General features: G+C 45.1%; 19 protein-coding genes. 13 read left to right on the forward strand and 6 right to left on the reverse strand.

The genetic code is table 11. The features are described from left to right. Positions 1-3: 3 nt before the first annotated feature. The 3 genes from vopD to L3V32_RS22380 all read left to right on the forward strand — a co-directional run bounded on the left by vopD (position 4) and on the right by L3V32_RS22380 (position 3,039). On the forward strand, positions 4-1,008 hold the full coding sequence (gene vopD, locus L3V32_RS22370) for a type III secretion system translocon subunit VopD (RefSeq protein WP_005377262.1): 1,005 nt from the start codon (positions 4-6) through the stop codon (positions 1,006-1,008). Positions 1,009-1,409: 401 nt separating this feature from the next. After that, entirely contained in the window at positions 1,410-1,775 is a 366-nt protein-coding gene (locus L3V32_RS22375; RefSeq protein ID WP_031780445.1) for a hypothetical protein, read from the forward strand. A gap of 292 nt (positions 1,776-2,067) precedes the next feature. Further along, on the forward strand, positions 2,068-3,039 hold the full coding sequence (locus L3V32_RS22380; RefSeq protein WP_006741544.1) for a TAXI family TRAP transporter solute-binding subunit: 972 nt from the start codon (positions 2,068-2,070) through the stop codon (positions 3,037-3,039). 305 nt (positions 3,040-3,344) lie between these two features. Here L3V32_RS22380 and L3V32_RS22385 read toward each other — a convergent pair whose 3' ends face one another. The 5 genes from L3V32_RS22385 to L3V32_RS22405 all read right to left on the reverse strand — a co-directional run bounded on the left by L3V32_RS22385 (position 3,345) and on the right by L3V32_RS22405 (position 8,241). Beyond that, the gene (locus tag L3V32_RS22385; protein ID WP_237285257.1) at positions 3,345-4,115 is read right to left on the reverse strand and encodes a sulfite exporter TauE/SafE family protein; all 771 of its coding nucleotides are present in this window, start codon (positions 4,113-4,115) and stop codon (positions 3,345-3,347) included. Between the two features lie 81 nt (positions 4,116-4,196). Further along, positions 4,197-4,712, reverse strand: a complete 516-nt coding sequence (locus L3V32_RS22390) for an adenylate kinase (RefSeq protein ID WP_104971761.1) — start codon at positions 4,710-4,712, stop codon at positions 4,197-4,199. A gap of 277 nt (positions 4,713-4,989) precedes the next feature. Next, entirely contained in the window at positions 4,990-6,516 is a 1,527-nt protein-coding gene (locus L3V32_RS22395; RefSeq protein ID WP_048626439.1) for a tripartite tricarboxylate transporter permease, read from the reverse strand. A 19-nt stretch (positions 6,517-6,535) separates the two neighbouring features. Next, positions 6,536-7,030, reverse strand: a complete 495-nt coding sequence (locus L3V32_RS22400; protein WP_048626438.1) for a tripartite tricarboxylate transporter TctB family protein — start codon at positions 7,028-7,030, stop codon at positions 6,536-6,538. Positions 7,031-7,269: 239 nt separating this feature from the next. Beyond that, positions 7,270-8,241: a tripartite tricarboxylate transporter substrate binding protein gene (locus L3V32_RS22405; protein WP_005395072.1), complete on the reverse strand. Its 972-nt coding sequence runs from the start codon at positions 8,239-8,241 to the stop codon at positions 7,270-7,272. A gap of 259 nt (positions 8,242-8,500) precedes the next feature. Here L3V32_RS22405 and L3V32_RS22410 point away from each other — a divergent pair, with 259 nt between their 5' ends. The 10 genes from L3V32_RS22410 (at position 8,501) to L3V32_RS22455 (ending at position 21,975) form a co-directional block, all read left to right on the forward strand. Beyond that, positions 8,501-8,899, forward strand: a complete 399-nt coding sequence (locus L3V32_RS22410) for a GFA family protein (protein ID WP_041852953.1) — start codon at positions 8,501-8,503, stop codon at positions 8,897-8,899. 265 nt (positions 8,900-9,164) lie between these two features. Next, entirely contained in the window at positions 9,165-9,878 is a 714-nt protein-coding gene (locus tag L3V32_RS22415) for a GntR family transcriptional regulator (protein WP_005395069.1), read from the forward strand. 12 nt (positions 9,879-9,890) lie between these two features. After that, positions 9,891-10,787, forward strand: a complete 897-nt coding sequence (gene prpB / locus L3V32_RS22420) for a methylisocitrate lyase (protein WP_237285259.1) — start codon at positions 9,891-9,893, stop codon at positions 10,785-10,787. 130 nt (positions 10,788-10,917) lie between these two features. Beyond that, on the forward strand, positions 10,918-12,060 hold the full coding sequence (gene prpC, locus L3V32_RS22425) for a 2-methylcitrate synthase (protein ID WP_237285260.1): 1,143 nt from the start codon (positions 10,918-10,920) through the stop codon (positions 12,058-12,060). Between the two features lie 155 nt (positions 12,061-12,215). Beyond that, positions 12,216-14,807: a Fe/S-dependent 2-methylisocitrate dehydratase AcnD gene (acnD, locus tag L3V32_RS22430; RefSeq protein ID WP_176319609.1), complete on the forward strand. Its 2,592-nt coding sequence runs from the start codon at positions 12,216-12,218 to the stop codon at positions 14,805-14,807. Between the two features lie 9 nt (positions 14,808-14,816). Beyond that, a complete protein-coding gene (prpF, locus tag L3V32_RS22435) occupies positions 14,817-16,013 on the forward strand; it encodes a 2-methylaconitate cis-trans isomerase PrpF (RefSeq protein ID WP_237285261.1) in 1,197 nt (398 codons plus the stop codon). 57 nt (positions 16,014-16,070) lie between these two features. Then, entirely contained in the window at positions 16,071-17,948 is a 1,878-nt protein-coding gene (locus L3V32_RS22440; RefSeq protein WP_237285262.1) for a propionyl-CoA synthetase, read from the forward strand. Between the two features lie 190 nt (positions 17,949-18,138). Beyond that, the gene (locus tag L3V32_RS22445) at positions 18,139-18,615 is read left to right on the forward strand and encodes a GNAT family N-acetyltransferase (protein WP_237285263.1); all 477 of its coding nucleotides are present in this window, start codon (positions 18,139-18,141) and stop codon (positions 18,613-18,615) included. Positions 18,616-18,809: 194 nt separating this feature from the next. Next, positions 18,810-20,141: a trypsin-like serine protease gene (locus tag L3V32_RS22450; protein ID WP_237285264.1), complete on the forward strand. Its 1,332-nt coding sequence runs from the start codon at positions 18,810-18,812 to the stop codon at positions 20,139-20,141. A gap of 388 nt (positions 20,142-20,529) precedes the next feature. Then, the gene (locus L3V32_RS22455) at positions 20,530-21,975 is read left to right on the forward strand and encodes a bifunctional NUDIX hydrolase/phosphatase PAP2 family protein (RefSeq protein ID WP_237285265.1); all 1,446 of its coding nucleotides are present in this window, start codon (positions 20,530-20,532) and stop codon (positions 21,973-21,975) included. A 162-nt stretch (positions 21,976-22,137) separates the two neighbouring features. Here L3V32_RS22455 and L3V32_RS22460 read toward each other — a convergent pair whose 3' ends face one another. Beyond that, positions 22,138-22,947, reverse strand: a complete 810-nt coding sequence (locus tag L3V32_RS22460; protein ID WP_046874945.1) for a Cof-type HAD-IIB family hydrolase — start codon at positions 22,945-22,947, stop codon at positions 22,138-22,140. Positions 22,948-23,088: the final 141 nt, after the last annotated feature.

Consider the following 23,088-nt stretch of genomic DNA (forward strand, 5'->3'; position numbering starts at 1 on the left):
ATTATGCTAGATAAAGTAGGCGGAACGGGACGCGGCGAACTGTATGGTTTAGGCGATACCATTAAAACCAACAAAGCAGAAAAAGCGCCGGAAACAAAGCTTGAAGCAGGCGCCGTTAAAAGCCAAAGTGAGTCAGGTGTTTCTGGTGCAGCACGCTACCAGTTAGAGACGCCTAAAGCTCCTACAGTGAGTAACCAAGCTCAAGTTGTTGCAAACCTAATGAGCGCTCTTGCACCGACGGTGAGCTCATTAATGAGCACAACGATGAAAGCGCTTAACGGTGAGGAGGTGATCAAGTCACCATCAGATGCGGTATCACAATCGTTGACGCTATTAACATTGTTGTATCAAGTATCAAAGCTGAGCCGTGAGCAGCAAGTGCTACAACGTGAAATTGCTGTTGAAGCAAACGTCGCGAGTTTAGAAAGCCAAGCGGCAGAACTAAACAACTCGGCAAGTGCGATGATCGCGATGGCAGTCGTTTCGGGTGTATTAGCGGGTGCTACCGCAATTATTGGTGCCCTTGGTTCTTTCAAAGCAGGGAAAGAAATCAAGAATGAAATGGCGAGCAATAATGTACTGAAAACGCAAAAAGCTGGCTTCGATCAAGCAGAAGAGTTATTGAATAACAATAGCTTGTCTAAAACTCAGCAAGATCAGGTTAAGCGTGCGCACTCACTAGCGAAAGACAATATCGCAGACACGACAGCGCAGCTGACAAGTGGTGGCCGTAAGTTCGATAAGTTGATGAGCTCAAACCAAGCGAAGAACGCTATTCTTCAAGCTTTGGGCCAGATGGCAAACTCAGCATCGAATGTAGAGCAAACCAAAGCGCAAGCGCGCAGCAAAGATGATGAAGTACAAGCGACTCGCGCACAAGCAGCCAAACAGAAAGCCGATGAAAACATTGGTTTCCAAGAAGGTTTATTGAAAGAGCTACGTGACTTGTTCCGTTCTATCTCAGATAGTCAGAACCAAGCGTGGCGAGCGTCAGTCCCAACGGTGTAACCGTCCATCTCATTAACTACAAAGCGTTGTTTATACAACGCTTTTTTTGTTTCAGTTATCTAAGCTAACAACTAGATATTGATACTTACTGAGGAATTGGTTTGTAACACAATATAACGTAGTTAAACATTTACTCTATCCCGCTTCCTTAGTAATCATCAATGATCTGATCATCATGCTAAAAGAGATTTATCTTGCATAGAAGTTGTTGTTTTTGTTGAATTCAGCTCAAAGTTATCACTCCATAGTGGCTTTGTTGCATAAAATTGAGTTAGAGTGTCATTATTACTCACAAAAAGTGTTTTTTGTAGTGGGAGTACTTAAAAGGAAAATATGGCGGTTCGACTGGTGAGTATTTGGGAACAGAATTATATAAAACTCAACTTAATAAGTAGTCGAAGATGGAAGATATCAGTTTAGCATCAGATTTAGTTATTTATCTGACTACGGTTGGAATTTTAGGTATATTCACTTGGGTTTTGTTTGTTATTTATTTGAAATCCAACTGGTTGAAGTATCTTGAAGATACTCTTGATAATGGAGTCCGATACTACACTCTGAATATATTCTTATCAGGTCAAGGTGTCCTACAATATGGCACTGTCTTTCTGAGCAAGTTTCATGCGAAACGGTATAAAATGCTAGAGAAGAGAGATAAAGTTCCAAAGCATATTAAACGATTATTTGTTCTCTCTTTCGTCTTGTTTATTTCAAGTGCCTCATGTCTTTTGTCTGGAGTTATAATTCATCATATTTATATAGAATAAAGGTTGTTTAAAAAGATTATTGTAATTGACCTGATTGTTTCTATTTAATAGATAATTTCGAATAGATATGTCTGTCTAAACATTTCATAAATGAAAAATTTTAAAAAGATTTAATTTTCTATGCGATACGGGTTGCGCTTACATCTTATATAGAGCCTTGTATGATGGCAGAATATGCTGATAAAAATGGTGATTGCTAAGCCAATCTGCAAGGATGAGAACTCAAACGTTATCAAATTGTTAACGGTTGCTATACTTAAACGGTCATCAACACAGGTAAAAAGGATGTTCAATGTTTAAGTTTAAGCAAATCGCACTTGCTGCTTCTTTAGCGGCACTCACAACTGGCTTTTCTGCGTCTGCGGAAGAAACGTTTGTCACGATTGGTACTGGTGGCGTAACAGGGGTTTATTATCCGACTGGTGGCGCTATTTGTCGCTTGGTTAACAAATCGCGAGAAGATCACGGTATCCGTTGTTCGGTAGAAAGTACCGGGGGATCGATTTATAACATCAACACCATTCGTGCTGGTGAATTGGATCTCGGTATCGCTCAATCAGACTGGCAGTATCATGCTTACAAAGGAACCAGTAAGTTTAAAGAAAGCGGGCCTTTTAAAGAACTACGCGCCGTATTCTCCGTTCATCCAGAACCGTTCACTGTCGTTGCACGTAAAGACGCGAACATCAAAACTTTTGATGATTTGAAAGGTAAGCGCGTCAATATTGGTAACCCTGGCTCTGGTCAACGAGGCACCATGGAAGTGTTAATGAGCCAGTATGGCTGGAGTAACGATGACTTTAAGCTTGTGTCTGAGTTAAAAGCAGCAGAGCAATCAAAAGCACTTTGTGATAACAAAATTGATGCGATGATTTATACCGTTGGTCACCCAAGTGGAGCGATTAAAGAAGCCACTACGTCGTGTGATAGTAATATCGTAACGGTAGCTGGACCTAATGTAGAAAAATTGGTTGCAGACAATAGCTTCTATCGTGTCGCAAATGTACCGGGTGGTATGTATCGTGGCACAGATAGTGATGTTCAAACCTTTGGTGTGGGTGCGACGTTTGTTTCCTCTACTGCTGTACCAGAAGATGTGGTTTATAACGTGGTTAAAGCGGTATTTGAAAACTTCGATGATTTCCGCCGTCTCCACCCAGCGTTTGCGAACTTGAAGAAAGAGGAAATGGTAAAAGACGGTTTATCTGCGCCTCTTCACCCAGGTGCGCTCAAATACTACAAAGAAGTAGGGCTGATTAAGTAACCGTTACTTTCTCTTCTTATTGATGTAAAACGCCATCTTTCTCGATTAATGCCACTCGTTTAACAGCGAGTGGCATATTTCTATTTCTCGTCATCCTGTACAGCGACGGAGGAGCGTGATACAGGATCTTCTATCCGAGCCCTTTATGGTCAAAATTGTTTCATTAGCCGCTCAGCGTACTGCTATTAGATCCCTAGTCACGCCAAGGCTCGCTGTAATGACACAAAAACCTCGTTCAGCGATCAGCATTAATCATTCGCGATGGCGTTTTTTATAGGAGTGTTATCTACATGTGCAAGTTTTACTTAAGCATAAACATCAATGAAAAAGTAGATAGTGATGAGAATAGAAGAAAGAGCAACAAACCCTTTAACATGATTGGGATTAAGTTGACGAGATACACGAGCTGCAAGATAACCACCCACCAACGTACCGACCAAAACAACGCTACCTGTGCGCCAGTCAATGGAACCATTCGCAACAAAAATCACGATAGCAATGAGTGAAACACACGTAGATACCAGCAATTTCAAACCGTTCATTAAATTAATGTCTTGGTGACCCGCTACTACCAGATAACTCAGAACAATAACCCCTAAACCTGCGTTAAAAAAACCACCGTAAACAGAGACACCAACAAGTAATAGGCCCAAAGCGATTGCTCCAAGTATTCCTGCGTGTTTGTGCTCTTTCGCGACAGTTTTGATAAGCATTGTTAAACGAGAACCAGTCAGGAAAAGCACGGTGGCAAACAATAGTAGCCAAGGAATGGCTTCCAAAAATAGCGATTCTGGTGTGTTGAGCAGCAGATATGCTCCGACAGCGCCACCTACTAAACTGAATGAGACTGTGAACAACAGTTCTTGCTTGTTCTTCATGATCTCTTCTCTGAAGCCAACGGCTCCGCTAATGTACCCTGCACATGAAGCATAAGTATTTGTTGCGTTGGCCATAATTGGAGGCACACCAACCGCCAATAGGGCCGGAAAAGTAATAAAGCTTCCGCCTCCCGCAATGGAGTTAATGATCCCACCAACTACGCCGGCAACGAATAAAAGCGCTAGTTCTAAAAGCATAAACAATCCTTGTTATGTTCTTTTTCATTGTTAGAGCTTTAGATGGCCCATCCCACATGCTCTAGTGTTCTGATATGAAGTTTACTTTACCCGCTCTAAAACAAAATTGTTCAGTTCTGTGACGTTTTTGATGACATGAACGGTTTTACTTTGAGAGTACCCTTCGAGACGAGACATAAAGTCATCATTCCAGAATGCAGGGCATTGCTGAAGAACTTTGTAGCTTTGTAATGTCCCTTTCAATACCGAACTGCCATCAGGCCAACCTTCGGGTTTAATGAATAGTCCTTTAAGGAGACGTTTCGTCACAAACCAATAGCTTACGGAGTATGGTAGATCAATATAAACGAGAGTATCGGCTGCATCTAAACGAGCATTAAAGGAGCTGATAGGCCCCAGACCATCTATGATCCAACGATCTGAGTGAAGTATATTGCTATGTGCTTCATCAAAAACGTTACGCTCAACGGGCTCACCGTTTGGTTTATAGACTATGGAATCTAATTGATGAAGAGGGAGATCGGTAGCAGACGCGATTGCTTTACTTATCGTCGATTTTCCGCTGCCGGGCTTACCAAAAACCGCTACTTTTTGCATGTGACCGCCTCCAAAAGAGTATTTCCCATACGGTAGAGACAGAAAACCCACCGCTATGGGTGGGTTCGATAAATATTGAGCGCATCAAATATCCCACCATTCCTATGGAATGATGATAATTCGTTGGTTAAGTTGCGCTAAGTGTGTATTCATGCAACTACTCTTATATATAGGCGATGACTTGTCAATATTGTTTTGCTTAATAAGTGAACGATTTGATAGGAGAAAGAAAAGCCATCGCGATGGATGGCTTTATCTAGGTTGAAAGAGACAGCTATTACTGCTCAACGCTCACTGGCTGTGCTTTAAACTTTTGAATCAGCTTTACGATTAGTGGACTTGCCAGTACCAATACGGCTAAAACAGTAAAGGTAAGGGTAATAGGGCGCTCCCATAGGAAACTCAATTCGCCGTCTGAAATCATTAATGCGCGGCGTAAGTTCTCTTCCATTAATCCCCCAAGGATGAAACCCAGCAATAAAGGCGCAAGTGGGAAGTTAGCGAGTCGAAGTGCAATGGCAGCCATAGCGACAATCAGCATCACGAACACATCCATGGTATTGAATGAGACCAAATAAACTCCGGTGATTGAGAAGAATAAAATCATCGGTAGAAGCACCGTTCTAGGCACCGCCAAAAGCTTTGAGATGTACGGAATCAACGGTAAGTTCAGGATCACGAGTACGATGTTGCCGAAGTACATGGAAATGATCACCGACCAGAACACGTCTGGGTGCTCAACAAACAGGCGAGGACCAGGTTGAATACCATAGGCGATCAGCGCGCCGAGCATAATAGCTGTCGTACCAGACCCCGGAATACCAAGCGTTAGCAGTGGAACAAATGAACCACTAGACGCTGCATTGTTCGCAGACTCTGGCGCGACCAAACCACGGATACTGCCTTTACCGAACTCTTCCTTTTTCTCTTTAGGTGCGAGGTTGCGCTCCATACCATAGCTTAAAAAAGCCGCAATGGTTGCTCCTGCGCCAGGAAGAACGCCAGTGAAGAAACCTAATATTGAAGAGCGAATTGAAACAGGCGCGACGTCTTTGATTTCTTCCTTTGTCACTTTCATTGAGCCAATGTTACTCAGCTTTTCCTGTTCTTCATCGCTGGTGTCTTTTGATGGTTTAAGAATGCCCATCAATGTTTCACCCAGTGCGAATGTCGCCATTGCTAGCAACAAGAAGCTAAAGCCATCCATTAAATCCGTTAAACCGAAGGTAAAGCGTTCAACGCCTACGCCTTTATCGATACCAACTGTAGATAGCATCAAACCAAGAATGGTCATCATCCATGCTTTGATGACCTGACCTTTCCCCGCAAAAGCCGCGACTGCTGATAACCCAAGCAGCATCAACGCAAAATAGTCTGACGATTGGAAGCTAAGTGAAACGCTAGCCAATGCTGGTGCTGCGACAAGTAACATAATGGCAGATAGCGTACCGCCAGTGAAAGAAGAATAAGCTGCCAAAGCTAATGCTTTACCTGCTTGGCCTTTTTGAGCCATTGGGTAGCCGTCGAATGCTGTCACCACGGTTGAAGAACAACCCGGCGCGTTAATTAAAATCGACGATGTAGAACCACCAAATACCGCACCGTAATAAACACCCGCCATCAAAATAAGGCCAGAGGAGGGCTCTAGGCCATAAGTAATTGGGATCATCAAAGCAATGGCTGAGATCGGCCCAAGCCCAGGTAACATGCCGATAAATGTACCGACGAAGCAACCAACGATCACCATCATGATGTTCATTGGCATTACTGCAGTGGATAAACCTTGTAGAATTCCATCTAACATAATTCAGTCCTTTCTTTGACTACCAGATGGTGAAAATCAAACCCGGTTCGAGGTAGATGTCCAAACCTTGAGTAAGTAATAAATAGAACGCGATCACGAATGGAAACGACGCGCCGAACAGAACGGGTTTACGTCTTTCCCCCAGCAGATAGAAGCCAGCCAATAAAAAGAAGCCAGTAGCTATAACAAAGCCTAGGTAAGTCAGGCCCACGCCGTACAGCGCCATCAAAACCAAGAAAGCGATCAGTAACTTCCAATTAAAGGTCAGCACCGCGCCACTTTGTTTATCTGGTTGTCCTGTTACCAGTAATAACAAAGAAAGGCCTGCACCAACGTAAGTCAGGATGGTTGGCAAAGTACGTGCGGTGAACGGTTCGTATTCATCACCAGGGAACAATGGAATTTGCGAGGTTTGATAACCGTAGCAAAGACAGAAGAGTAGAAAGATCATTGCGCCGACACGGTCACGACAGAGCAAATATTCTTTGGTGAAAAAGTTGGTTGAACGAGACATATTCAACTCCTAACAAAAATAAAAAAGACCGCATATGGACGTTAATGAATAAATTAAACCATTAACAATTAAGCATTTCGCTGCTAGTCGAGCTGCTTTGGGTATATAAACAAAGGAGTGTGCATGCCGATTGTCGACAATATCCATATACGGTGAAACTTAGAGTGCAAATACAGTTGGGGAAATACCAACCTCACGTTATTGGGTGAGGTTGGAATCTTAGGGACCCTGTTCGACTGTTACTTTAGGAAGCCTAACTCGCGCATTAGGTCACCCATTTGCTGCTCTTGCTCTTCAAGGAACGCGAAGAACGCTTTGTCCGCTTTGTAGTTGTCTATCCAACCATTGCGGTCACGGACGACTTGCCATTCGTCAGTGTTGTACATTTTGGTAAATGCTGCATTCCATTCATCCAGCTTTTCTTGGCTAGTACCTGGTGCAGCAAAGAATCCACGCCAGTTAGCGAAGACCGTTTCGTTACCATATTCTGTTAGCGTAGGGATGTTTGGTGCGGCTTCTAGGCGTTTTGGTGCAGTTACCGCTAGTACTTTGACTTGACCAGATTTTGACATCTCCAGTACTTCACCTAGGCCCGTAGAGAGCAGTTGAGTTTCGCCTGAAAGAAGGGCTGCCATGGCTTTACCGCCCGCATCGTAAGCGATGTAACGAACTTTACGCGCATCAAATCCTTCGCCTTTAAATGCGGCGGCAACGACGAGGTGGTCCATCGAGCCACGAGCAGAGCCACCCGCAATTTTCACTTTGCGAGGGTTAGATTCAAATGCTTTTACCACGTCTTCCCAAGAATTGTATGGCGAATCAACAGAGGCTACGATGGCACCGTAATCCGCAATGGTGGCTGCAACGGGAGTGAGATCTCTAAAGGATTGAGGGAAAATACCTGTTAGAGAGCGAACGACGATCGGTGTTGAATTCACCATCAGCGTATCTTCTTGGCGATCTGCCGTTTCAATCAAGTGCGCAATGGCTTTACCGCCGCCGCCACCAGAAAGGTTTTGGAAAGATACCGTCTCAACGATGTCTGATTTGAGTAGCACATCACCTGTACCTCGTGCGGTCATGTCCCAGCCGCCACCGGCACCTCCAGGGATCAAGAAATGCATTTTTTCTACATCAGCAGCAAAAGCGTTAAATGAAAATGAAGCTGCGATGATCGATGCGGCGAGCGTTGGTTTGATTACCTTTAACATGTTCACGTTCCTTATGTTGGTGACTCTATTTTTAGATGAGTCTTATTTTTGTTTCAGCTTTTAACTCGAACTGGATGCTGATGTGTCAAAGGTTAATCAAGTGTTAAATTGATGTCTTTAAAACGTCGATAAAGAGAATATTGAGCATAACGGGTATTTTGTTCATAAAGTTCACGCTGAAAAATTGGTTGCACATCACGCGTGCGTGCTAACAATTGCGTCATAATGGAATGACATCAAACGAATAAGGAAACAGAGAATGAAAGGGACATGTTTGTGCGGCGCTATTGAAGTGATCGCAGATGCTAAGAATGAAGTGAGTCTATGCCACTGCTCGATGTGTCGAAAATGGTCGAGTGGAGCACTCCATGCTGTGCATTGTGGTCCTAACGTAACGTTTAAGGGGGCCGAGCCAAAGCGTTATCAATCGTCTGACTGGGCGGTGAGAGGTTTTTGTGGCGAATGCGGCACAAACCTTTTCTATCATTTGTTACCGACAGGCGAGTACATTCTCTCCGCTGGTTTGTTCGACAATCCAGATTTCAAACTCACATTAGAGATCTTTACCGATGAAAAGCCCGCGTATTATGACCTCAATCCCACCTCACAAAAGATGACATCGCAGCAAGTTTTTGAGCAATTTTCATCTAAAGAATAACCTTTTGTATCCTTAATTGTTCGATAGCTTAATTGTTTTTCTTTTATATCATAATATTAAGAGGTGTTTAGTTGTCGACAATTTGCTTTTTCTTTCGCAATTACCCCTCCATTTAGCTCGTAATAGATGATTTTCATCGATTTAAATTACGACCTTAGTCTAAATTGTCGACAATTTACTTGATTGTCGACACTTTGATCGGCTACTTTATATTCAGGTTAAGAAATTGTAGACATTTTGATGTCGGTAACGTGAGTATCTGAGTATGAACTCTGAGTTGAAAACTCGTTATAAAGTACTGGGTTCTGAGAAAGAACACACCAAGTCAGAAACACTGACAGAAACACTGATTGAAGTCATTGTGAATGGCGATGTTAAGCCTGGTCATAAAATCTCGGAGCCTGAACTGGCGAAGAAATATCAAGTCAGCCGTGGCCCTTTGCGTGAAGCATTAATGCGTTTAGAGGGGCTAGGGCTCATTGAACGTATTCCTCATGTCGGGGCTAGAGTGACCACTTTTTCTCCAGAAAAGCTGATAGAACTCTATGCGGTTCGCGAAGCGCTAGAAGGTATGGCGGCAAGGTTAGCAGCGCGACATATTACGCAAGAAGAGCTCTTGAGCTTGGAAATGCTATTGTCGACACATTCTAAGCACATCGATCAAGTGGAGGGAGCCTCTTACTTCCATCAGCATGGAGATTTTGATTTTCACTATCGCATCATCCAAGCAAGCCGAAACAGCAAGCTGATTTCTCTGCTGTGCGACGAGCTTTACCACTTGTTACGCATGTACCGCTATCAGTCACCGCGCGCGCAATCTCGTCCAAACGAAGCGCTGACTGAACACAAATTCATTCTGGAAGCCATCCGTAATCGCGATGAAGAGCTTGCAGAAATGCTGATGAGAAGACACATCTCAGGAAGTCGAAAGCTCATCCAATCGCAAATTATACATACAGAAAGTTTAGACAAAGACTAGAAGGAATTCGTCATGAGCTTAACACCGGGAGCGAAGTTCAGACTCGCTATTGAACAAAACAATCCGCTACAAATTGTTGGCACCATTAATCCTTACTGCGCCATGATGGCGAAAAATTTGGGGCATCAAGCGATTTATTTGTCTGGCGGCGGTATTGCAAACGCGTCATACGGATTGCCGGATCTCGGTATTACAACATTGAACGACGTACTGGTCGATGTTGACCGCATCACTAACGCGTGTGATTTACCGCTATTGGTCGACATCGACACCGGTTTTGGAGGCGCATTTAATATTGCCCGCACGATCAAAGCAATGGAAAAGGCGGGTGCTGCTGCGGTTCATATGGAAGACCAAGTCGCACAGAAACGTTGTGGGCATCGTCCGAACAAAGCAATTGTGAGCCAGCACGAGATGGTTGATCGCGTAAAAGCCGCGGTTGACGCACGCAATGATGAAAGCTTTGTGATTATGGCTCGTACTGACGCGCTAGCTGTTGAAGGTATGGACAGTGCAATTGAGCGTGCGATTGCCTGTGTGGAAGCAGGCGCAGATATGATCTTCCCAGAAGCAATGACCAAGCTGGATCAGTACCTTCAGTTCTCAAACGCACTTGAGCAAGCAACTGGAAAGCACGTTCCTATTCTGGCGAACATTACCGAGTTCGGCGCAACGCCACTGTACGGCTGCGACGAGCTTGCAAAAGCGAAAGTCGATATGGTGCTTTACCCATTAAGTGCGTTCCGTGCGATGAACAAAGCCGCTGAAACGGTTTACAAGCATTTGCTAGAAGTGGGCAATCAGGAAGCTTTGGTTGATTCAATGCAAACACGCAAAGAGTTGTATCAGCACCTGAACTACCACGATTACGAAGACAAACTTGACCAGCTATTCTCTGAAGGAAAATAGCGGGAAAAGAAAAGATAGACGGAAGCCCAAGAAAAGATAATCGGAATTTATCTAATTCAATAACGTGAAATTCGTCTGGCTAAAAAACGCTCCAAAGAGGGCAAAGCCAGACAGAAAAGGAGTTCAAACAATGTCTCAAACTGCAGAAAAGAAAGCAGAGTTAGGTGGTGCAGGCCTACGCGGTCAAAGCGCTGGAAGCACAGCTTTATGTACTGTCGGAAAAACGGGGACCGGTCTGACTTATCGCGGTTACGATATTACTGACCTTGCCAATAATGCTCAATTTGAAGAAGTTGCACATCTTCTGTTACGCGGTCACTTACCAACTCAGAAAGAACTGGATGCGTACAAGACACATCTCTTAAACCTTCGCGGCTTACCAACTGAGCTTAAGCAAGCGTTAGAGCTTATTCCTGCTACTGCTCATCCAATGGATGTGATGCGCACTGGTTGTTCTGTGTTAGGAAACCTAGAGCAGGAAATGAGCTTCGATGAGCAATTGCATTCGACGGAACGTATGCTGGCGCTTTTCCCAGCTATCATCTGCTACTGGTATCGTTTTAGTCACGATGGCGTTCGTATCGATACAGAAGATCAAACCGAAGACTGCATCGGCGGTTACTTCTTGCGATTGCTTACAGATAAAGAGCCATCAGCGCCACACAAGCAAGTGATGCACTGTTCCTTAATCCTTTACGCTGAGCATGAATTCAACGCATCAACTTTTGCAGCGCGTGTTTGTGCATCAACGTTGTCAGACATTCATTCTTGTATCACGGCAGCAATCGGTACACTTCGTGGGCCACTTCACGGCGGCGCAAACGAAGCGGCGATGGAAATGATTGAAGATTGGCAAACGCCAGACGAGGCGGAAGCGAACATCATGAAAATGCTGGCCAACAAAGACAAGATCATGGGCTTTGGTCATGCCATCTATCGCGAAAGTGATCCTCGCAACGCGTTGATTAAGCGCTGGTCGAAAGAGCTGTCACAGCAAGTCGGTGATACACATCTATATGCTGTTTCTGAGCGTGTGGAATCAGTAATGAAGCGCGAAAAAGGTCTGTTCTGTAATGCGGACTTCTTCCATGCATCGGCGTACCACTTTATGGATATTCCGACCAAGCTGTTCACACCGATTTTCGTGATGAGCCGTTTAACTGGTTGGGCTGCACACGTTTATGAGCAACGTGCTAATAACCGCATCATTCGCCCAAGTGCTGATTACACGGGCCCAGACCATCAAGAATGGGTACCTATCGAGAATCGCTAGCGCGAAGGTCAATCAGGGCACATATGCTTTGATTGACCACCTCCTTCCTTTGTACCTCTCTCTTACAGAGGAAGGAGCCCCTCTCATCACGATGTTTCTGGAGCAATGGAAAACGTTGATGAAGGCAAGATGTACAGACTGAATGGAAGCAAACCATGAACACAAATATTAATACCCAATATCGTAAGCCGCTTCCGGGAACTCAACTGGATTACTTTGATGCACGCGAAGCCGTCAATGCCATTTCTCCTGGAGCCTATGAAAAACTCCCTTACACCTCCCGCGTGCTAGCTGAGCAACTGGTCCGTCGCTGTGATCCGAACACATTGACGGATAGCCTGAAACAGTTAATTGAACGCAAACGAGATCTTGATTTTCCTTGGTATCCAGCGCGCGTTGTTTGTCATGACATTCTTGGTCAGACCGCTCTAGTCGATTTAGCGGGTCTGCGCGATGCTATTTCGGATCAGGGTGGCGACCCTGCAAAAGTGAACCCTGTCGTTGAGACTCAACTGATCGTTGACCACTCTTTAGCGGTTGAGCATGCGGGCTTTGATCCTGATGCTTTCGATAAAAACCGCGCGATTGAAGAACGCCGTAATGAAGACCGATTTCACTTTATCGAGTGGTGTAAAACAGCGTTTGAAAACGTAAGCGTGATTCCTGCGGGTAACGGCATCATGCACCAAATCAACTTGGAGAAAATGTCTCCTGTGGTGCAAGCGAAGCAGGGTATTGCCTACCCAGATACCTGTGTGGGTACGGACAGTCATACGCCTCACGTAGACGCCCTCGGTGTTATCGCGATCGGTGTTGGTGGTCTGGAAGCTGAAACCGTAATGCTTGGCCGACCATCAATGATGCGTTTACCTGATATTGTCGGTGTAAAACTAACGGGGAAACGTCAACCAGGCATTACCGCAACCGATATTGTCCTCGCGATTACTGAGTTCCTACGTAACGAGCGTGTGGTCTCTTCATATCTTGAATTCTTTGGTGAAGGTGCACGCGATCTAACGATCGGAGACCGCGCAACTATTTCAAATATGACACCAGAATACGGCGCGACAGCTGGCATGTTTTATATTGATGAGCAGACCATCAATTACTTGAAACTAACTGGTCGAAATGAAGAGCAAGTTGCTCTAGTAGAAAAATACGCAAAACAAACCGGTCTTTGGGCTGACGATCTAGATACTGCCGTTTATGAGCGAGTACTTGAGTTCGATTTATCATCAGTAAGTCGTAACATGGCTGGCCCGTCAAACCCTCACCGCCGTTTACCAACATCGGAGTTGGCGCAGCGTGGCATTTCTGGTGCGTGGGAAGAGAAAGAAGGTGAGTTGCCAGATGGCGCAGTGATCATCGCTGCTATCACATCGTGTACTAATACTAGTAACCCAAGAAACGTCGTCGCTGCTGGCCTTGTCGCGAAGAAAGCCAATGAGCTCGGCCTTGTACGTAAACCTTGGGTGAAATCGTCTTTTGCTCCGGGTTCTAAAGTTGCACGCCTGTACTTGGAAGAAGCGGGCTTATTACCTGAGTTAGAGAAGCTTGGCTTTGGTATCGTCGGTTACGCATGTACCACTTGTAACGGTATGAGTGGTGCGTTGGATCCAAAAATCCAACAAGAGATCATCGACCGTGATTTATATGCGACAGCCGTTCTGTCTGGTAACCGTAACTTCGATGGCCGAATTCACCCTTATGCGAAACAAGCCTTCTTAGCATCTCCACCGTTAGTTGTCGCTTATGCGCTAGCAGGAACCATTCGTTTTGATATCGAGCGCGATGCTCTGGGTACTGACCAAAATGGTAAACCAATTTACTTAAATGATTTGTGGCCAAGCGACGAAGAGATCGATGTTGTGGTCGGCAAACACGTTAAGCCAGAGCAGTTTAACCAAGTTTACATCCAGATGTTTAAGCTCGATGACGCAGAGAAAAGCTCTAGTCCGCTTTATGACTGGCGTCCGATGAGTACCTACATTCGCCGTCCACCTTACTGGGAAGGTGCGCTGGCGGGTGAAAGAACACTGTCTGGCATGCGTCCATTAGCGATTCTGGGCGACAACATCACGACTGACCACCTGTCACCATCCAACGCGATCATGGCGAGCAGTGCTGCGGGTGAATACCTTGCCAAAATGGGCGTTCCGGAAGAGGACTTCAACTCTTATGCGACTCACCGTGGCGATCACTTAACGGCGCAACGTGCGACCTTTGCTAACCCGAAACTATTTAACGAAATGGTGAAAGAGAACGGTGAAGTGGTTCAGGGTTCTCTGGCGCGAATCGAACCAGAAGGCCAGGTTGTACGCATGTGGGAAGCGATTGAAACCTACATGAACCGCAAACAGCCACTGATTGTTGTCGCGGGTGCTGATTATGGTCAGGGTTCATCTCGTGACTGGGCAGCAAAAGGTGTTCGTTTGGCAGGCGTAGAAGCCATTGTTGCTGAAGGCTTTGAGCGTATTCACCGTACTAACTTGGTTGGCATGGGTGTACTACCACTGCAATTTAAGCCAGGTGTAAACCGCAATACGCTAGAACTGGATGGTACTGAACTGTATGACGTGGTTGGTGAAATCAAGCCGGGTGCAGATTTAGCCTTGGTTATTACACGTAGCAACGGTGAGAAAGTCGACGTTCCTGTTACGTGTCGCCTAGATACCGCTGACGAAGTTCATGTGTACAACGCGGGCGGTGTTCTGCAGCGTTTTGCGCAAGATTTCTTGGCGCAATAAGGAGTGGGTATGGAAAGCAAAACTCCGAATCAAATGAGCCAAATCAAAGTGCCGGCGACGTACATGCGTGGCGGTACAAGTAAAGGTGTCTTTTTCAACCTAGAGGATTTGCCTCAAGAAGCGCAAGTGGCTGGAGCCGCGCGTGACAAGCTGTTGTTACGTGTTATCGGCAGCCCGGATCCTTACGCGAAGCAAATTGATGGCATGGGTGGTGCGACCTCCAGCACCAGTAAAACAGTGATTGTTTCTCGCAGTAGCCGAGCAGATCACGATGTTGACTACTTGTTTGGACAAGTGTCGATCGACAAACCATTCGTCGATTGGAGTGGTAACTGCGGCAACTTGTCTGCGGCAGTTGGTCCCTTCGCCATTCATGCTGGGCTGATTCCACAAGATCGCATTCCAGAAAATGGCATTGTGACGGTGCGTGTTTGGCAGGTGAACATCAGCAAAACCATCTTGATTCACGTTCCAATTGTTAATGGTTTCGTCCAAGAAACCGGCGAGTTTGAGCTCGATGGCGTGACGTTTCCGGCCGCCGAGATTCAAGTCGATTTCGTTGACCCTTCTGATGGCGAAGGCAGCATGTTCCCAACAGGCAACTTAGTCGATGATTTAGTGGTACCGGACGTAGGTACGTTTAACGCCACATTTATAAATGCGGGCATTCCAACCATTTTTATTGATGCTGAATCGATTGGTTATCAGGGCACTGAGCTACAAGACGATATCAACAACGATGATGCCGCATTGGCGATGTTCGAATCTATCCGTGCGCATGGCGCATTAAAAATGGGCCTGATTTCTGATTTAGAAGAAGCTCAAACACGCCAGCACACACCGAAAATTGCGTTTGTTTCTAAACCGAAAAGTTACCTGTCTTCAAGTGGCAAAGCGGTCAATGAGTCGGAAATTGATGTGCTGGTACGTGCGTTGTCGATGGGCAAACTTCACCATGCAATGATGGGAACAGCAGCCGTTGCTATCGCTTCAGCGGCGTGTGTACCGGGTACGTTGGTTAACTTGGCTGCTGGTGGCGGTGAAAAAGAGTCAGTGACTTTTGGCCACCCCTCAGGAACGTTAAAAGTTGGAGCACAAGCGAAGCAAACTGAGCAGGGCTGGGTGGTGCAAAAAGCCATCATGAGCCGAAGTGCGAGAATACTAATGGAGGGATTTGTGCGTGTACCCTCTGATGTCTTTGAGTGAAAAGAACGGTCTTTGAATAGAACGAGAGCAATGTCAGGACATACTGGAGGAAGCAATATGTCTTCATACGAAAAAGAATATTTATGGGCGAAAAACGAACTGGAGAGTTTTTGGCGCGCTCAAGCGGAGAATATCGATTGGTTCGAATCTCCTAAAACTATCTTGAAATCTGATGAAAACGGCATAGAACGTTGGTTTCCAGATGGTGTAATGAATACGTGCTGGTTAGCATTGGATTACCATTGCGAGCAAGGACGCGGTGATAATACGGCACTCATTTATGACTCGCCAGTAACCGGCAATAAAACCACGTATACCTATAGTAACCTGCGTGACCAAGTGGCAAAAATTGCCGGCATGCTGTCTGCCCAAGGCGTTGAAAAAGGCGACCGAGTCGTTATTTACATGCCGATGATTCCAGAAGCCGCAATGGCGATGCTAGCCTGTGCGCGTTTGGGGGCGATTCACTCCGTTGTATTCGGTGGTTTTGCACCTAATGAACTTGCTGTACGAATTGAAGATGCAGAGCCGAAAGTCATCATGACGGCGTCGTGTGGGATTGAGATCAACAAAGTTATTCCATATAAGCCAATGGTAGACAAGGCCATTATGGACAGCCGATGGAAGCCAGAGAAAGTATTTGTATTCCAGCGCCCTGAGTGCGAAGCCGATCTAAACCAAGAAAGAGATCTGGATTGGCAGCAAGAGTACAACCAAGCGTTGCCACACGGTTGTGTTCCGGTGTTAGCAACCGATCCACTCTACATTCTTTATACTTCGGGTACGACAGGTAAGCCAAAAGGCGTCGTGCGTGACAACGGTGGCCATGCCGTCGCGATGAAGTACTCTATGAGCGCAATCTACAACATTCCTCAAGATGGCGTATTTTGGGCGGCATCTGATGTTGGCTGGGTAGTAGGGCACTCTTACATTGTTTACGCGCCACTGATTCACGGTTGCACAACAATCCTATTCGAAGGCAAGCCCGTCCGAACACCGGATCCTGGTGCATTTTGGCGAGTGTGTGACGAATACAAAGTAGATGCGTTGTTCTCTGCCCCGACAGCGTTCCGTGCGATCAAGAAAGAAGACCCAGAAGGTGAGTTTTTAAAACAGTATGATCTCTCTAAATTGAAAACCATCTTTATGGCAGGAGAACGCCTTGACCCTCCAACACTGGAATGGGTTCAGAGCAAAGCAGACAAACCCGTTATTGACCACTGGTGGCAAACGGAAACGGGTTGGGCTATCGCGGGCAACCCAACAGGTGTTGAAATGATGCCAGTTAAAGCGGGTTCTTCGACGAAGCCAATTCCGGGTTATCAGGTCGAGATTCTGAATGAACTTGGAGAGTCGGTCGGGCCTAACCAACAAGGCTTTGTCGCATTAAAACGTCCGCTGCCACCGAGTTGTCTGCCAACGGTTTGGCGTAACCATGACCGTTTTGAAACCGGTTACCTCAGCCAATTCCCTGGCTACTATGTGTCAGGTGATGGTGGCTATTTGGATGAAGACGGTTACCTGTTCATTATGGGACGTATTGATGACGTGATTAATGTCGCGGGGCATCGTTTATCGACAGGCGAAATGGAAGAAATTGTCGGTGGCCACCCAGCGATTGCGGAATGTGCAGTCGTGGGTATCCACGATGAGTTAAAAGGGCAGTTACCACTTGGTTTTGTTGTGCTTAAAGATGGTGTCAAAGTGGACGAGCTTGATCTTGAAGGTGAGCTTGTTGGCAAGGTACGTAGTGAGATCGGTGCGGTTGCCTGCTTTAAGCATGCACTGGTTGTGGATCGCTTACCGAAAACACGTTCGGGTAAAATTCTGCGCCGAACCATACGTCAAATAGCCGATGGTGAAAAATACACCGTTCCGTCAACGATTGATGACCCAAGTAGTTTGAACGAAATTGAACGAGTGTTAAGACGCTAATTAAAACTCAATTCTAACTAACCCCTGATCCTCGAACTCTGTAGGTTGGTTCTGCCTCTGTACGCTTATTAAGTGCAGGGGCTTTTTTGTTTGTAGATCGCGTAAACGTCTCGTGCAGGCAATTTTGTGACTTGCCAATACGGCATTTTCCTCACAAACTACAGCCATTCAATTTTTAGTGACCCTTTGTATGACCACGTTTGTAATTAAATCTGCGTGTTTTAGCGACCTTGAGTCGCTCAACGACCTTATGTTTGAGCTGCATGATGAGCATCATCTTCAATCTCCTGAGCTGTTCAAAACTGCAGAGGAGATAGAGCAAGAAAAAAGTCTTGCTCGATACATTGATGATCCTGAATGTCTTGTTTATGTAGCAAAACAAGGAGATGAAATTATTGGTTTTATCTCTGGTCATTTCTGTGAACTTGTTTCTACCGTCAGTCAGCCGGTTATGATGGGAAGTGTGGATGAGCTCTATGTGTTACCTGAGTTTCGGAAACAAGGCACAGCTCAGGCATTGATTAACAAAATTGAGTCAACGTTCTCTGATTACGGTGCAAAACAGATGTTTGTTGAAGTATGGCACTTTAACCAGGGTGCAATCTCTTTGTATGAAAAACAAGGGTTTGCACACCATATTCACTATCTAAGAAAGCCGTTGAGCTAATGGCCATGCTTAATTTTAATATTGTGATACACATTCTAGCGAATTGAAATCATTCAGTTCGTCAATAGACTTTTCTCTATAAGTTGCTCGCAATGTTAGTAAATTAATATGCGCCCACATTGGTATTGGCGTTTTTGTCTGCTTGTTTATTAGTAGCACGAGGATCGTGCTTACAAAAACAAGAGGACAATATTTTGAAACTAACAAAATCGTTACTTGCGTTGGCTGTTTTGCCAATGTTCGCAAGTGCTGATGATTTGTCACAGAAACAATATCACACTATACAACCCCAGATCGTAGGCGGCATCACTGCTGATCCTAGTGAGTGGAGATTCTACACCCAAATTGTGGGCCGTTATGGTAACCGATCATATTGTGGTGCCAGTTATATTGGAAATGGCTACGTCCTGACTGCGGCCCACTGTGTCGAGGGTGATTCACCGAATCAGATTGCGGTTAAAATTGGTGGCGTCGTTTACAATGGCACTGACGGTGTTCGAGCTAACGTGAGTGAAATCCACATGCACCCGGCATATCGCCGAGCAACGCTTTCTCACGATCTCGCAGTCTTAAAGTTAGACTCTGTACCTCAAGGTGTTGCCGCGGTTGAAATTACCGATGGCAGTCTAACGCAATACGCCAGTATCGGAGATTGGCTTACAGTCGCAGGTTTAGGGAGAACCTCTGAAGGAGGAAGCTCCCCATCTCGATTGCAAGAGGTTGACGTTCCGCTCGTGTCGGACACGACTTGTCGTCAAGCCGGTGGCAATTACACAACCGTTGGAGAAGTGTCATTCTGTGCGGGAATTCCTCAAGGTGGGATAGATTCCTGTCAGGGAGATAGCGGTGGCCCAATCGTTATTAATCGTGGTGGCGTAATTACTCAACTTGGTGTGGTCAGTTGGGGGATAGGTTGTGCTCGTCCGGGTATGTATGGTGTTTATAGCGATATCGCCGCCATGCGTAATTTTGTTAATGGTGTCATTGGCACGACTACACCTCCTAAAGAGAATGTTTCTGTTGGGTATACCACCGAACAGACATTGGCATCATTTAATGTTGGCGAGTTGCAGCAACATAGTTTTGTTATCAAAAATTCAGGTAACACGACGTTCACTGTAGAAAACGTTCGCGCGTTTGCTTCTGGCGTTGCTGATGCTGCCGTTATTGCAAATGATCAGTGTTCTCAGGCGACGTTAGCAATGAATGCAAGTTGTCGTGTCGATGTCGAATTTGGAGCAGCTCAGGCGGGAGAAGCAAGAGTTGCTTTGAACTTCAACGTTGATAAGACCAGTACACAATATCAGGCACTAGTGTCGGCTCAAGCCAAAACAGTGACAACGCCTCCAACAGATAACTGCGCAGCAGAATGGCAAGCGAGTACGGTGTATCTCAAAGGGGATAACGTTACTTGGAATGGCAAAGTGTGGCAGGCGCAGTGGTGGACTCAAGGCGATAACCCAGCAGACTCTGGACCTTGGGGTGTTTGGCAAGAAGTTCGCGACGCACATTGCAAGTCTAACTAACCATCAAGCATTCAAAAGCTGATTCGTTGGTGACTTGAGGTAGAATTCATTCTTGGTTTCAACGAACAGCGCATAGTTATCATAAGCAGGGTTTATTGTTTTCGAATAATAAGCCCTTTTTTATTGTTCCAACTTTGAGAACCCATAAAATGTGTATGACTTTATCCTGACGCTACCTTCATATAACTGGCAGAATTGCGATCAACATTTCATGTTTTGTCTGACTTTTGTCAGGTTTGCATTAAATTACTCTCCAATGAGCTTCAAGATCATGCTTTATTCGATCAACGTTGTTTGGCATAACTCGTTACTTAATTTTTATCGAAAAAGATAAGATTAACTGCCATTATTCATTGGTTATCATAATGTTTACTTAAGGTCATATTTTGTGTTGAGACAGCTGTTATTACTCATCCTTTGTTTTATTTTGTTACCTGTTTCACCAATCTCTACGGCTAAAGCTGCAGCGAGCGAAGTAAAAGGGGCGCTCTGCGTTGTTCGTGCTGACGACAAGTTAGTGCTAGTTCATGAAATATTGACGGATAAGATTTCTCTACCTGGTGGGACAATTATTGATGGAGAATCCCCCAAAGTTGCTGCGCAAAGAGAAACGTGGGAAGAAACGGGTTTAGTGGTCACGGTTGGGGAGGAACTTGGCAGAACAGACACCGCGGTTTATTACGATTGCATATCAGACTCTGAGATTATTGCTTTTTCGATGAACAATTCCTTAGGTGGGAATGAGTTACCTATTTGGTTTGCTCCTCACTACGGAGTAGAAATCGCATCTGCAATGTTACTTGGACCATCCGAGCTGCCATCATTTTTGTACCGCTATCCCGCTCAATGGCCACAAGCCATTCAGTTTTTTGAACAAGCTACTCAGCAGTCCGCATCTTATGTGACTCAGCTGATCGAATCCGCGCCTTCATTTCGTCAGATTGAATTGAGGTGGATGAAAGACTTACAAAGCTGGGTAGGGGCTTTATCAGACACGAGTTTCGAGGTAGCGAATCAGATCTCAAATCTTGTTATAGAACTGACAGAACCTACGATACTGCTTTTTCTATTTCCGTTAGTAATGATGCGTTTTGGCAGTCGATTTGTATTCCGACTCTTTTTCGCTATTAGCGCGACGTCCCTGATGGTACTTGTAGCTCAACAGGGCTTTGCGCTTCCTCGCCCGCATGTCTATATACCAATGATGGAGTTAACACACAGCTTTGGATTTAGTTTTCCAAGTTTGCCTATTGCCGTTTGGTTTTGTGTTTTAACCTTTTTATTTCAGAGAACACATTATTTCGGTTTGAATGGTACGACCGCTGTTATGATGCTCATCACGCTTACTATTATGTTATGTAAGTTTTTCCTTGGTAGCGCCTTTTTCTTAGATATGTTGTTTGGTGCGGTGTTAGGAAGCTTGGTGGCCTGGCATGTTCTGCGATTGGAAACAAATCAAGACGTGAATGTTGATCAAGTGCTGAGCTCAAAAGGCGTCTGGTTCATTATGACTGCGGTAACGGCGGTCATCTCTGTTATCTGGCCATTACCTGTGTTTGGCCGCTGGTTAGCTATTTTAATTACGGCATCAGCGTTGGTTATGACGTTTAGAGAGTCAAAAGTGCATTTGGATTCTCGTCAGATGATTTTTGTAACGCTTGCGTTGGTATTCGTTGAGCAACTTTATTTATACTCAAGCTCTGTTGTCTCGTTTAGTGGTTTGTGGTCATTGGTATTGTCGACGTTGCATTATCCATTGTTGATGTTGCTGTTTATCTTGCTTGCAAGAAAGCTGATTCATGAAAAACAACAGAGAGAAACAGTGCTAGATTGATGGTTGTATGCTTTCTTTCTCAGGCATACGAGTAAAAAGAAAGCCTTGCTTTACAGCAAGGCTTTCTTGTACGTTGAGTAGCTCAACAATGTGGCTTTGCGTATATCTGACGCCATGGCTGAGTTAAAGGTAATAACGTTGACGCAATAGCGGCGGAGAGAATTAAGCGTTAAGGACGAATTTTTCAATCGCTTTAGCTACACCGTGTTCATCATTACTTGCCGTAATGTAATCAGCGATTTGTTTGGTCTCTTCCATTGCATTTGCCATCGCGATACCAAGGCCAGCGTACTTCAGCATGTGGTGGTCATTTTCAGCATCACCCATACAGATCACTTCTTCCGGTTGAATACCTAGATACTCAGCAATTGCAGCAACACCAATACCTTTGTTGCTCGCTGGGTTAAGAAATTCCAGGAAGAACGGAGCGCTTTGAACCACCGTAAACTCTTCACGCATTTCAGACGGCAGCGCAGCGATGACCTCAGTTAACTTACTTGGCTCGGCAACCATCATTGCTTTGATGATTGGATGATCATCTTCTAGCGATTCAAAATTAATCTCTGTTACATTTAAGCCATTAATGTTGGCTTCGATGTCAGTGTATGGGTTTTTCTCATTGGTGATCAAGCCATGTACTTGGCTGAATGCGTGCACATAAGCGCCTAATTCTTTCGCTTTACGAGCGACTAATTTTGCTGCCTTACCATCAATGATTTGCTGGTGGATGATTTCATTTGTTCCTACGTTCTTAACCATAGAGCCATTGTAGAAAAGGACAAAATCTTTATCGGAATGGATATTCAGTTCGTCGAGCTTGCCTTGCATTCCTTCTAATGGGCGACCAGAAGCGAGAACGACAGTAACGCCTGCTTCTCGAGCCTTTGCGATCGCTTGTTTGTTTTCTTCAGAGATTGCTTTATCACTATTAAGCAGTGTGCCATCCATATCTAATGCGATCAGTTTATACATCATTTCTTACCTTAAAGTTTTTGGGAACTGTAAGTGAATAAGGTTTGGTATAACGCTAACCAGAAACCTACGCTCACCGCGACTATGAAACTACAAAATGGTCTATTTTAACAATTAATTTTTGGTTTAAATTGACCTAGA

The sequence above is a fragment of the Vibrio sp. J2-4 genome, assembly GCF_021728155.1.
GTDB classification, from domain to species: Bacteria; Pseudomonadota; Gammaproteobacteria; order Enterobacterales; family Vibrionaceae; genus Vibrio; species Vibrio diabolicus.